This window comes from Psychromonas aquatilis (assembly GCF_038155185.1).
Taxonomy (GTDB): Bacteria; Pseudomonadota; Gammaproteobacteria; order Enterobacterales; family Psychromonadaceae; genus Psychromonas; species Psychromonas aquatilis.
Map to the genome: position 1 here is coordinate 1 of NZ_JBAKAZ010000013.1, position 12532 is coordinate 12532.

Annotated in this window: 11 protein-coding genes and 1 riboswitch; of the genes, 7 read left to right on the top strand and 4 right to left on the bottom strand. The window is 38.7% G+C overall.

Annotation, left to right across the window (positions count from 1 at the left end; genetic code table 11):
• Positions 1-259: 259 nt before the first annotated feature.
• A riboswitch (TPP riboswitch) is annotated at positions 260-398 on the top strand.
• Between the two features lie 95 nt (positions 399-493).
• The 7 genes from thiC to V6256_RS05200 all read left to right on the top strand — a co-directional run bounded on the left by thiC (position 494) and on the right by V6256_RS05200 (position 7431).
• Entirely contained in the window at positions 494-2476 is a 1983-nt protein-coding gene (gene thiC / locus V6256_RS05170) for a phosphomethylpyrimidine synthase ThiC (protein WP_341597008.1), read from the top strand.
• Positions 2477-2644: 168 nt separating this feature from the next.
• Complete coding sequence (thiE, locus tag V6256_RS05175; RefSeq protein ID WP_341597009.1) at positions 2645-4174, top strand: thiamine phosphate synthase; 1530 nt, start codon at positions 2645-2647, stop codon at positions 4172-4174.
• Entirely contained in the window at positions 4164-4913 is a 750-nt protein-coding gene (locus V6256_RS05180) for a HesA/MoeB/ThiF family protein (RefSeq protein WP_341597010.1), read from the top strand. Before thiE ends, V6256_RS05180 begins: the two co-directional genes overlap by 11 nt.
• On the top strand, positions 4914-5114 hold the full coding sequence (gene thiS / locus V6256_RS05185) for a sulfur carrier protein ThiS (protein WP_341597011.1): 201 nt from the start codon (positions 4914-4916) through the stop codon (positions 5112-5114).
• A gap of 2 nt (positions 5115-5116) precedes the next feature.
• Positions 5117-5917, top strand: coding sequence for a thiazole synthase (locus tag V6256_RS05190; RefSeq protein ID WP_341597012.1), 801 nt, complete (start codon positions 5117-5119; stop codon positions 5915-5917).
• Entirely contained in the window at positions 5914-7032 is a 1119-nt protein-coding gene (gene thiH / locus V6256_RS05195) for a 2-iminoacetate synthase ThiH (protein ID WP_341597013.1), read from the top strand. Before V6256_RS05190 ends, thiH begins: the two co-directional genes overlap by 4 nt.
• Before the next feature lie 30 nt (positions 7033-7062).
• A complete protein-coding gene (locus tag V6256_RS05200; RefSeq protein ID WP_341597014.1) occupies positions 7063-7431 on the top strand; it encodes an RNA-binding S4 domain-containing protein in 369 nt (122 codons plus the stop codon).
• Here the strand turns inward: V6256_RS05200 and V6256_RS05205 are convergent.
• The 4 genes from V6256_RS05205 to mutH all read right to left on the bottom strand — a co-directional run bounded on the left by V6256_RS05205 (position 7428) and on the right by mutH (position 12409).
• Positions 7428-8081 carry a lytic transglycosylase domain-containing protein gene (locus V6256_RS05205; protein ID WP_341597015.1) on the bottom strand — a complete coding sequence of 218 codons (654 nt, stop codon included), beginning with the start codon at positions 8079-8081 and terminating at the stop codon, positions 7428-7430. The two genes, V6256_RS05200 and V6256_RS05205, sit on opposite strands and share 4 nt — an antisense overlap.
• Before the next feature lie 37 nt (positions 8082-8118).
• The gene (gene uvrA / locus V6256_RS05210) at positions 8119-10947 is read right to left on the bottom strand and encodes an excinuclease ABC subunit UvrA (RefSeq protein WP_341597016.1); all 2829 of its coding nucleotides are present in this window, start codon (positions 10945-10947) and stop codon (positions 8119-8121) included.
• A gap of 379 nt (positions 10948-11326) precedes the next feature.
• Positions 11327-11656, bottom strand: coding sequence for an early set domain-containing protein (locus V6256_RS05215; RefSeq protein ID WP_341597017.1), 330 nt, complete (start codon positions 11654-11656; stop codon positions 11327-11329).
• 81 nt (positions 11657-11737) lie between these two features.
• The gene (gene mutH / locus V6256_RS05220) at positions 11738-12409 is read right to left on the bottom strand and encodes a DNA mismatch repair endonuclease MutH (protein ID WP_341597018.1); all 672 of its coding nucleotides are present in this window, start codon (positions 12407-12409) and stop codon (positions 11738-11740) included.
• Positions 12410-12532: the final 123 nt, after the last annotated feature.

Sequence of the window (12532 nt, forward strand, 5' to 3'; positions counted from 1 at the left end):
AGTTCTCTATGGAGTTCAAAAACTACATGCCTTGTCCAGCTGCTGTAGCTGAAGCCCAATACCCAAAGAAAGTCGAAAAATTTAAAGCTGAAAAAGCTGCTGCTAAGAAGTAATACTTCTTACTAGTCTTTGACGATTTAAGCCCTAATGATGCAAATCATTAGGTTTTTTTGTATTCGTTAATTAATTAACAGCATTGTTTGTGAACATCACCTCTAAACTATTGTTTAATTCTAGTGCGATTTCTTCTATACTCTTTGCCATCTTGTCGGAGTGCTAATGAGAAATTCTCAGAAGCTGAGACCACATTAAGTGAATACTTATTTAAAAGTAATCATGTGGGATCCGTGGAACCTGATTAGGCTAGTACCTACGAAGGGAACAAGTAGAAAATATCTGTATATTTTCCATTCTTGGATATTTTTTAACTTCCACATCTATTCGACAAGCAATCTTTTATAAACCGTTTATATTAAACTAGGTAAAGAATGCTATGTCTCAAGAAACAAACTCAACATTAAAAACGACAGATCGTAAAGGTCTTTCTCGCCGTGCATCACGTGAAGCTGCACAGGACTATATTCAAAGTTTGAATAATCAGTCTTACCCTAATTCAGAAAAAATCTTTATTGATGGTTATATTCACCCAATTAAAGTTGCGATGCGCCAAATCCTGCAAACTGATACGTTTGTCGGAGGTTCTGAAGAAAATCCTATTTATGAAAAAAATGAGCCTATTCCAGTTTACGATACTTCAGGCCCTTATACTGATCCATCTATCAAAATAGATGTGCACGCAGGTTTACCGCGTTTACGTGAATCTTGGATTACAGCGCGTGATGATGTAGAAACATTAGATAATGTCACCTCTAACTTTGCGCAAGAGCGTTTAGCGGACGAATCTTTAAATGAATTACGCTTTGCTAATTTACCTAAGCCATTACGTGCTAAAACAGGGCAATGTGTGACGCAATTACATTATGCTCGTCAGGGGATTATCACGCCAGAGATGGAGTACATTGCGATTCGTGAAAACCAAGGTCGTGAGCGCATTAAATGTGAAGCATTACTTTCACAACATGCAGGACAGAGTTACGGTGCTAATTTACAAGAATCTATTACACCTGAGTTTGTCCGTTCTGAAGTCGCTAGAGGCCGTGCGATCATCCCATCAAATATTAACCACCCAGAGTTAGAACCAATGATCATTGGTCGTAATTTCTTAGTGAAAGTAAACTCCAATATTGGCAACTCTTCTGTCACTTCATCAATCGAAGAAGAAGTGGAGAAGTTAGTTTGGTCGACACTCTGGGGTGGTGATACGGTAATGGATTTATCAACAGGGCGTAATATCCATGAAACTCGCGAATGGATTTTACGTAATTCCCCTGTGCCAATCGGAACGGTACCGATTTACCAAGCCTTAGAAAAAGTGAACGGTGTTGTGGAAAATTTAACATGGGAAGTGTTTCGCGATACCTTAATTGAACAAGCCGAGCAAGGTGTTGATTACTTCACTATTCATGCTGGCGTATTACTACGCTTTGTCCCGATGACGGCTAAACGTGTGACAGGTATCGTTTCACGTGGTGGTTCTATCATGGCCAAATGGTGTTTGACTTATCATCAAGAAAATTTTGCTTACGAGCATTTTAGAGAGATATGTGAAATCTGCCAACAGTATGATGTGTCTTTATCGCTAGGGGATGGTTTACGCCCAGGTTCAGTTGCTGATGCTAATGATGAGGCGCAATTCTCTGAATTAGAGATACTAGGCGAATTAACTAAAGTAGCTTGGGAATACGATGTACAAGTCATTATCGAGGGGCCTGGCCATATCCCAATGCAAATGATCAAAGAAAATATGGATAAGCAGTTAACAGAATGTTTTGAAGCACCTTTCTATACATTGGGCCCACTGACTACCGATATTGCACCGGGTTATGACCATATTACGTCTGGTATTGGTGCTGCTCAAATAGGTTGGTATGGCTGTGCAATGCTATGTTATGTGACACCTAAAGAGCACTTGGGCTTACCCGACAAAGACGATGTAAAAGTAGGGTTGATTACTTATAAGATTGCAGCTCATGCGGCTGATTTAGCAAAAGGTCATCCGGGGGCTCAAATTCGTGATAATGCCTTATCTAAAGCACGTTTTGAGTTCCGTTGGGAAGATCAATTTAACCTAGGTTTAGATCCGGTCACATCACGTGAATTCCATGATCAAACTTTACCGCAGGAGTCAGGTAAAGTTGCGCACTTCTGCTCAATGTGTGGGCCTAAATTCTGCTCCATGAAGATAACTCAAGATGTCCGAGACTTTACGGCTAAGTTAGATTCAGGTGAAATCTCCATCAAAATATTAGATGAAACGATTAGCATGTCTGCAGAGCAGGGAATGGCGATTAAAGCGAAAGAGTTTACAGAGAGTGGGGCAGAGATATATCAACCACCGATGCTTGATAAAGCTTAGCTGCTCAAGGAGAAGTTAATAAGAAGGTGCTAGTTGCTGCTTATCAGTGACGCACTTTCTATTGAATTTAAACAAACTCCTTAGTGTTAATTTCCGTACAATATTCAATAAATATACATGATTAGTTTCAACTAATTACAAATCGCTAAGATAAGTTAAAGGTTAAATATGAACAATATAGTGTGGACAATTGCTGGATCTGACTCTAGTGCTGGTGCAGGTATCCAAGCGGATCTTTGTACGTTTCATGATTTAGGCGCTGATGGTTGCTCTGTGATATCGGCGGTAACGGCGCAAAACTCACAAGCGGTGCAGCTTGTTGAAAGTGTTTCTGAAAAGATGTTCACACAACAACTAGCCAGTTTAGCGGAAGATATGCCTGCTAAAGTGATTAAAATTGGGTTATTAGCAAGTGTTGAACATGTCAAAATTCTTGCTCAACAACTCGCTTTATATAAACAAACTTGGACACATAAGCCATTTGTTATTTATGACCCTGTTGCCGTTGCGTCGACAGGTGATGAAATGGCTGAAGAGGGAATTAATGAAGTTATTAAAGCGCAGTTATTGCCTCAAATAGACCTATTAACGCCTAATGCCAATGAAGTATTAACCTTATCTGGACACGCCTTAATCTCCGGTGAATCCTTTAAACCTGCTGTTGATAAACTGATTGATATGGGATGTGGCAGTGTATTAATCAAAGGTGGCCATTTTGAGCTGGTGGATAAGATTTCCTTAGATTATTGGAGCGATGGTATAAGGGAAATAGCGCTAAGCAGCCCACGTTTAACTGATGTTCACACTCACGGCACGGGATGTACATTGGCTAGTGCAATCGCAGCAACGATGGCATTAGATTACTTTATCGAAGACGCATTAGTGATAGCAAAGGCTTACTTAAACCAAGGGTTAAAATCCTCTAAAGCGCTTGGTGCTGGTGAAGGTTCTGTCGCGCATTGCGGTTGGCCTGAGCATAATCAGGATTTTCCTGAAGTTGTTTTACCTGAATCGAATATTGGTTATGAACTGGATCTGCCGGGTAGTTTAGAAGCGGGTCCAGGTTTTGAGCCCTGTGATACTAACCAATTAGGGCTTTATCCTGTTGTTGATTCGGTAGAGTGGATTGAGCGTTTATTAAAAATGGGTGTTAAAACGATACAACTACGCATAAAAGATAAACATGATGAGCAAGTGGAACAACAGATTATTGATGCTATTGCCTTGGGTAAAGTTTACCAAGCAAGGTTATTTATTAATGATTATTGGCAATTAGCGGTTAAGCACCAAGCTTATGGTGTACATCTTGGGCAAGAGGATATGGAAGTCGCAGACTTAGCATTGATTGCTGATGCCGGTTTACGACTTGGATTGAGTACTCATGGTTATTACGAATTATTACGTGCACAGCAACTTAAACCGAGTTATATCGCATTAGGACATATTTTCCCAACACAAACCAAAGAGATGCCATCGGATCCACAAGGCTTAACTCGTTTAGCAAAATATGCAGCGTTATTATCTAACACACCAACAGTTGCCATTGGCGGCATTAATTTAGAACGAGCACCTGCAGTATGGCAATGTGGTGTTGGTAGCATTGCTGTTGTTACTGCGATAACCAAAGCCGACGATCCACAACAAGTCATTGATCAATTTAATCAAATAATGAGCAAAGGAAATGTAAATGTTAAGTGATAATGAACTATTGCGTTATAGCCGACATTTATTATTGGAAGAAGTAAGTGAGGCTGGACAACATCAACTCAAACAAGCAAAAGTATTGATTATTGGGATGGGAGGACTAGGTTCTCCCGCTGCTCTGTATTTAGCTGCTGCCGGTATTGGCCATTTAGTTTTAAATGACTTTGATGATATTGAAGTAAGTAACCTACAGCGACAAATCACTTATCAAAACAGTGATATTGGTGAGTCGAAAGTAGAGGTGACTAAAGAGCGCCTGCAACAACTTAATCCTGATATTAAAGTGCGTAGCATTAACAAGCAGATGCCTGAGCAGCAGTTAAAAATGGAATTAACAATGGCTGATTTGGTGCTTGATTGTACCGATAACATGGCAACCAGGCAGATGATTAATAAAGCCTGTGTCGAAGCTAAAGTGCCCTTAATTGTTGGAGCTGCGATTCGTTTAGAGGGGCAGTTAATGTTTTTTGACCATAGCCAAATCGACACCCCTTGTTACCACTGCTTATTTCCTAGCTCAGAAGAACAAACTCTTAATTGCAGTAACTCCGGCATCATTGGCCCAGTGGTCGGGACGATCGGTACCTTGCAAGCGTTAGAAGCAATTAAATACTTTGTCGGTCTGCCATCGGGTATTAAAAATAAATTAAAACTATTTGATGGAAAAACTCTCGATTGGCAAACCTTTGCCATTAATAAAGATCCTCAATGCAGCGTATGTGGACAAGCGTAAATGAAAATACAAGTAAATGAACAAGCATTAACATTGCCAAGTGCAATGAATATTGAGCAGTTATTAACGCATTTAGAAAAGCCATTAATGGGCAGTGCAGTTGCCGTAAATATGCAGGTTATTAACCGCTCAGAGTGGAACCAGTATGATATTAATGAGGGAGATAATATTTCTCTATTTCAAGCCATTGCAGGTGGGTAATTATGTTATTTGAAGAAATGATAAAAAATGATCAATTAGTGATTGGAGATAAGCAGTTTGAGTCTCGTTTGTTTACCGGGACAGGCAAGTTTAACGATCAACAAACCATGGTCGCCGCATTAAAAGCTTCACGTTCAGAACTGGTTACTATGGCATTAAAGCGTGTAGATATGCAGCACCGTGATGATGATATTTTGGCGCCTCTCATTAAAAATGGCATGAATTTATTACCTAATACTTCGGGTGCGCGTAATGCTAAAGAAGCGGTATTTGCTGCAGAATTAGCGCGTGAAGCTTTGCAAACCAACTGGGTAAAACTAGAAATCCATCCAGATCCTAAATATTTATTACCCGATCCCATTGAAACCTTAAAAGCTGCGGAAGTATTGGCCAGTAAAGGTTTCGTAGTATTACCCTATGTTCATGCAGACCCAGTATTGTGTAAACATTTAGAGTCAGTAGGTTGTGCAGCTGTAATGCCATTAGGCGCACCTATAGGATCTAATAAAGGTATTAAAACAGCGGAATTTCTAGAAATTATTATAGAGCAAGCTAATGTTCCCGTGATTGTTGATGCTGGATTAGGAAGCCCTTCACATGCTGCTTTAGCAATGGAAATGGGCGCTGATGCTGTCCTTGTCAATACAGCCATTGCCGTTGCAGGTAACCCTGTGGCAATGAGTGAAGCATTTGCTAAAGCGGTACAAGCGGGACGACAAGCTTACTTATCTGGTTTAGGCGGTCAAAGTACAGAAGCCGTTGCATCGAGTCCATTAACTGCATTTTTAGAGGCGAGCCTGTGAACTTCAGCGATAAAATAAAAGAGTATCAATGGGATGATATACGCTTGTCTATTTATGCGAAAAGCGCATCAGATGTACAGCGTGCATTATCTAAAGCACGTTTGGATTTAGAGGATTTTAAAGCCTTAATTAGCCCTGCTGCAGAGCCTTACTTAGAGCAAATGGCACAAAAATCTCAACAGCTCACTTTGCAACGTTTTGGTAAAACTCAGCAATTTTATATCCCTTTATACCTCTCTAACATGTGCAGTAATATATGTACCTATTGTGGTTTTTCAATGCATAACGCATTACGTCGTAAAACCTTGGATATGCAAGAGATAGAAAGAGAGTGCTTGGCCATTAAAAAAATGGGTTTTGAACATATCTTAATTGTGACTGGAGAGTCAGAACGCAAAGTGGGTATGGAATATTTTAAACAAGCTTTACCTATTATCAAACAACACTTTGCGAATATCACCATTGAAGTGCAACCCCTTGACCAAGAAGAATATAGTGAATTGATTGAATATGGAGTTAATGCCGTACTAGTTTACCAAGAAACCTATAATCCAGTCACTTATGCAGAGCACCACCTAAAGGGCAAAAAGTCAGATTTTATTTACCGTTTAAATACACATGATCGATTAGGTAGAGCTGGTATTCATAAAATGGGCTTAGGTAGTTTAATTGGCTTGGAAGAGTGGCGTACTGATTGTTTTTATGTGGCTGCACACTTAAATTATCTTGAAAAAAAATATTGGCAAACACGTTATACTATCTCCTTTCCACGCTTACGTCCCTGCGAAGGTGGGATGGAAATAAAATCAGTAATGAATGATAAACAACTAGTACAATTAATCTGTGCTTATCGTTTGTTTAATCCTGAGGTTGAGTTATCGTTATCCACCCGAGAATCTGAACATTTCAGAAATCATGTGTTACCGTTAGGCATTACTTCATTAAGTGCTGGTTCAAGTACACAGCCCGGAGGATATGCTGAACAAGCTGATCAAGCGTTAGAGCAATTCGAAATCAGCGATGAGCGTTCACCGGCAACTATGGCAAACCTAGTGAAAGCACAGGGTTATGAGGTAGTCTGGAAAGATTGGGATCATAGCCTGACAGGAAAGTAGCCGTTAATAAATTATAAATGAGAATAAAACATGTCCGAGCAAGAAGAAATTTACGCAACTTTGATTGAAATTCGTGAAGAGCCAACCGCCCTGTATAAAATATTAAAGATCGCTAATCTAGTGTCAGGTGGTGGTGAAGCTAAACAAGTGATTGCCGAAGGATATGTCTCATTAAATGGTGAAGTAGAAACGCAAAAGCGCAAAAAAATCTATGCTGGTGATTTAATTTACTTTAATGAGCAATATCTACAAATTGCGCTGATTGGTGAAACACAAGACTATGAATTGGTAGAAGAATCAGCGATTACCGAGCAACAAGAAACTCGTTATCAGCCTGAACCAACAAATAAAGCGACTAACGCGAAAGCTAAAAGACCACGTAAATCGATTAGTTTTTAAATTGATAAATTACGTTGGTAATACTCATAGAAAGTTAATACTTTAGAGACATACTCTTGTGTCTCAGGATAAGGAGGAATTTGTCGTTTATAGCGTCTGACAGTTCCTTCTCCCGCATTATAGGCAGCTAATGCTATCTCTATCATTTTAAATTCCTCCAATAATATTTTTAAATATAAAGCGCCTGCAAAAATATTTTGTTGGGGATCAAAGATATTTGTCACTGAAAATCGTTTTGCAGTACCGGGCATCAGTTGCATCAAACCTTTTGCGCCCGCAGAAGAAATGGCATGCTGTTGATAGTTTGATTCAACAGTAATCATGGCATGTATTAGTGCAGAATCTAGTTGGTATTTTGTCGAAGCTTCGATAATCAGAGGGTGGTATATTCTTTGCCACGATCTATGGCTATGACTAGGGTTGAGAAGGTGAGAATAACGCTTTACTTGTGAATTTTTAAAGCTGCTCGCGACTCTATTATTATTGCTACGTAATAAAAGCTTATAATGTTTATTCACTTTTTTATCGGTAAAGAATTGTTGGCCTCGCTTATCCGTAAACATATAAATATCTGGGTAGGCTGCGCTATTTATACCAATCAAAAATAGAAATAAAATAAGCTTGGAGGTGTTAGCAGTAAATATTTTCATTGCTAATCACCCCCTGTATTTTTATCTATTTAAGATGTTATGTACTCTTTTCCAAAATAGGTTTTAGAAATTGACCGGTGTAACTACCTTTCACTTTAACAACCTCTTCAGGTGTACCAGTTGCAATAATTTCACCACCTCCATTACCACCTTCTGGTCCTAAGTCGATGATCCAATCAGCTGTTTTAATAACATCAAGGTTATGTTCAATAATCACTAATGTATTGCCTTTATCACGTAAAGTATGGATTACTTTTAGCAGTTGCGCTATGTCGTGGAAATGTAAACCTGTTGTTGGCTCATCAAGAATATATAAAGTTTTACCTGTATCACGTTTAGATAACTCTTTGGCAAGCTTAACGCGTTGCGCTTCCCCGCCAGAAAGCGTTGTTGCCGCCTGTCCTAAGCGAATATAAGAAAGGCCCACATCAATCAGGGTTTGTAATTTACGAGCTATGACAGGTACAGGTTCAAAGAATTTAAATGCATCTTCCACTGTCATATCCAAAGTTTCATGGATATTTTTACCTTTATATTTCACGGATAACGTTTCACGGTTATAGCGTTGTCCTTTACAAGAATCACAAGGAACGTAGACATCTGGTAGGAAGTGCATCTCTACCTTAATCATACCGTCGCCTTGGCAGGCTTCACAACGTCCACCTTTAACATTAAAGCTGAAACGACCTGGTTTATAACCACGTGAGCGAGACTCTGGTGTTGCTGCAAATAATTCACGAATTGGTGTGAAAATACCCGTATAAGTTGCTGGATTTGAACGTGGTGTACGACCAATTGGGCTTTGATTGATATCCACTACTTTATCGAGTTGCGATAGACCTGTAATACTTTTATGTTCAGCAGCTTGAATCGTTGTTGCTTTATTTAACTTGGTTTGTGCTAATGGAAATAGCGTGTCATTGATCAGTGTTGATTTACCAGATCCAGATACACCAGTAATACAAGTTAATACACCTAATGGTAAATCTAAATTCACTGATTTTAAGTTATTTGCGCTAGCTTCTTTTAGTTTTACCCATTTATCAGTTAACGGGGTACGTTGCTCAGGAATAACAATTTTTTTGCGACCACTTAAATAATCTGCAGTTAATGAATCTTTCGATTTTAAGATTTTTTTGTAGCTGCCTTCTGCAATCACTTCACCACCGTGAGTACCTGCTCCAGGACCAATATCAATAATATGATCTGCTTGACGAATGGCATCCTCATCATGCTCTACCACGATCACGGTATTACCTAAATCTCGTAAATGCGTGAGTGTTTTTAATAAGCGTTCGTTATCTCGTTGGTGTAAGCCAATGGAAGGTTCATCGAGTACATACATAACTCCCATTAAACCTGCTCCAATTTGACTCGCTAAACGAATACGTTGTGCTTCGCCGCCAGATAATGTTTCTGCACTACGCTCTAAGCTTAAATAGTTAAGTCCCACATTCACTAGGAAGCTGAGTCGTTCTAAGATCTCTTTTAGGATCTTTTCGGCTATTTTTGCTTTTTGTCCAACCAATTTTATATTTTGGAAAAACTGCTCTGCATCAGCAATCGATAAGGCTGATACATGCGATAAGTTCACATCGTTAATAAATACATGTCGAGAAGATTCTTTTAATCGTGAACCACCACAACTAGAACAAGATTGGCGGTTCATGTATTTACCTAAATACTCTCGCATTGCTGGTGATTCAGTTTCTCTGTAGCGACGAGAGCGATTTGGAATAACCCCTTCAAAAGCATGTAGGCGAGAAACTAAGTCACCCTTATCATTACTATAAGTGAAGGCTATTTTTTCTGTTCCAGTCCCTTGCAGTACATATTGTTGATGCTTTTTAGTTAAGGATTTAAAAGGCGCGGTGAGTGAGAAATCATAATGTTCAGCAACAGCGCGTAATATTTGATAATAATAGTTAGATTTACTGCTCCAACCCTCGATTGCACCATCAGCTAAGCTCAGCGTTGGATCAGTTACGACTAACGCTTCATCAAAGTACTGTTCTACCCCAAGACCATCACAAGTCTCACATGCGCCGGCAGGGCTATTAAAAGAGAAAATGCGAGGCTCTAACTCTGCAATACTGTAACCACAATGTGGACATGAGAAGTTAGCTGAGAAAAGTTGCTCTGGTTGGCTATCATCCATGTAAGCCAAAATAGCAGAACCATTACTTAACTCTAATGTGGTTTCTACCGATTCAGCTAATCGTTGTTTTAGATCTTCACGCACTTTAAAGCGATCGACAACGACTTCGATAGTGTGTTTCTTGTGTAATGCGAGCTTAGGTGGATCGCTTAAATCACAGACATCGCCATCAATTCGAGCACGTAAAAAACCTTGCGCTACTAAGCTTTCAAATGTTTTAACATGTTCCCCTTTACGCCCTTTTACAATTGGAGCGAGCAGCATCATTTTACTGCCTTCAGGCTGTTCCAAGATAACATCAACCATTTGGCTAACAGTTTGTGCATGCAAAGTAACGCCGTGTGTTGGACAACGAGGGTCACCAATACGTGCAAAAAGTAAACGTAAGTAATCGTAAATCTCTGTGATGGTTCCTACTGTCGAACGAGGGTTATGAGATGTTGACTTTTGTTCAATAGAAATTGCAGGTGATAGACCCTCAATGTGTTCAACATCAGGTTTTTCCATTAAAGACAAGAACTGGCGTGCATATGCAGAAAGAGATTCAACATAGCGGCGTTGCCCCTCTGCATATAAGGTATCAAATGCTAATGAGGACTTTCCCGATCCAGATAGACCTGTAATGACAACAAGTTTGTCGCGTGGAATTGATAAGCTGATATTTTTTAAATTGTGTGTTTTAGCACCACGTATTTCAATATTATTCATTCTTTTCGCTCATTTTATCTAGATGGAATAGGCTCATTATAAAAGTCATGTTATCAAGACTCATCATACCCTGTAAATTATTACAGTGGTAGGGGGATAAGGGGACTTGAACATCAGTAAACTTTATAAGTTGATTGCTTTATTAGATAGATACTCAAACTAGCCAGTGTTAGATCAGAATAATGTGCATAAATTGAGTTTTTTATTGTTTATTATAAGCAGGGTACAATGATTATTGTGATATGAAAAACGCATTAATATATCGATGCTTTTAAGTATAAGCAGGGTCACTTACCCTTATTTCAGCTGTAAACAGTGTTAAGGGTAATCTATATCAATAACAGTTACGTTTATTGATAGAGGTTGAATATACCGTTAGTTACTCAGCTAGTTGTAATACAGCATTTTTACCACCGTCATTCATACCATTATCGACATAGTCATCGGCATCATCAGGAAGAATCATTGATTGCTCACCCGTTTCAGAAATTGCTTTATAAATAAATTGGAAACCTTTTCTTTCTTCTAATGAGATGTTTTGAGCAATTTTAAACTTACCATTTTTAAACTTTTTAAGTTCAAGTTCTTGCCAATCATTATGTTCAGAAAGCAAATAAATCATTGCTGCATCTTGTGCTTCTTCTTTACTTATTTCAAAAGTAACTTTAACGATAATTTTATTTTTCAATATTTGCTTTTTAATGCTCATATGTTGCCCCTTAGCAGAAAAATCCCTTGTTATAATTTACTGTAAAGATTGTATAAATTCTAGTCAACATATACTTTAATACTAATTTAGGTTAAATTTTTGGTTAATAATTGACTGAGTAAAACTTTTTTTAAGATAAAAGCCACGTGGTCGTACTTTAATAAGTTGTCCTTCTTCACCATAGGCGTCAGTGACGACTTGTCCATTGGCTGCTTTAGGTCGTAACTGTAGTACTTGCCCATCTCTTGCACTTATTTCTTCAATCTTTCCAAGTGAAATTTTTTCCATTAACTCATCCCAATCTTGTTGCATTAACGATGCTTGTTCTGCTGATGCTGTCCATAAAAAGCCATTTCCTACAATGCGTTCAGCAAGCGGGATATTTCGCTCTCCCTGAACGGGAAGCCATAATACTTTGCGTAATTTATTACGAATATTACTGTTTTCCCAAGTGAGATGGGTGGTATGTAAAATAGGTGTGCTGCAGACAAAAGTTGTCTCTAGTACTTTACCTTGGCTATCAATAGGAATTGTTTTTAGTTCAATGCCTAAATGTTTGAAGTCTTGTTCAGGCTTACTGCCGGCTGTTGCCCCTAAATGCCATTCGATCAATTGTCCGACCCAACCTTTGTTTTTACGTAAATTTTCAGGAGTGGGGATATTGGCAATATCTGCTAATTCAGATAATGAATAACCTGCAATGGCTTCACAATAACTTAATAGTTGAGACTCGGTTTGTGGTGTTGGTTGCATAATTACTCGCTTTAAAGACTAAAAGAAATAGACGTTTTAATTGTACGTGTTTTTTTATTGTTGGGTTATTCATAGTTTTGAAATGAACTTACACAGAGTTATTCACAATTTTAGTGGATAACT

Bases quoted from the DNA above. Each gene is read 5' to 3' on its own strand.
- thiC (WP_341597008.1), top strand. From the start codon at position 494: ATGTCTCAAGAAACAAACTCAACATTAAAAACGACAGATCGTAAAGGT.
- thiE (WP_341597009.1), top strand. From the start codon at position 2,645: ATGAACAATATAGTGTGGACAATTGCTGGATCTGACTCTAGTGCTGGT.
- V6256_RS05180 (WP_341597010.1), top strand. From the start codon at position 4,164: ATGTTAAGTGATAATGAACTATTGCGTTATAGCCGACATTTATTATTG.
- thiS (WP_341597011.1), top strand. From the start codon at position 4,914: ATGAAAATACAAGTAAATGAACAAGCATTAACATTGCCAAGTGCAATG.
- V6256_RS05190 (WP_341597012.1), top strand. From the start codon at position 5,117: ATGTTATTTGAAGAAATGATAAAAAATGATCAATTAGTGATTGGAGAT.
- V6256_RS05200 (WP_341597014.1), top strand. From the start codon at position 7,063: ATGTCCGAGCAAGAAGAAATTTACGCAACTTTGATTGAAATTCGTGAA.
- V6256_RS05205 (WP_341597015.1), bottom strand. From the start codon at position 8,081: ATGAAAATATTTACTGCTAACACCTCCAAGCTTATTTTATTTCTATTT.
- uvrA (WP_341597016.1), bottom strand. From the start codon at position 10,947: ATGAATAATATTGAAATACGTGGTGCTAAAACACACAATTTAAAAAAT.
- V6256_RS05215 (WP_341597017.1), bottom strand. From the start codon at position 11,656: ATGAGCATTAAAAAGCAAATATTGAAAAATAAAATTATCGTTAAAGTT.
- mutH (WP_341597018.1), bottom strand. From the start codon at position 12,409: ATGCAACCAACACCACAAACCGAGTCTCAACTATTAAGTTATTGTGAA.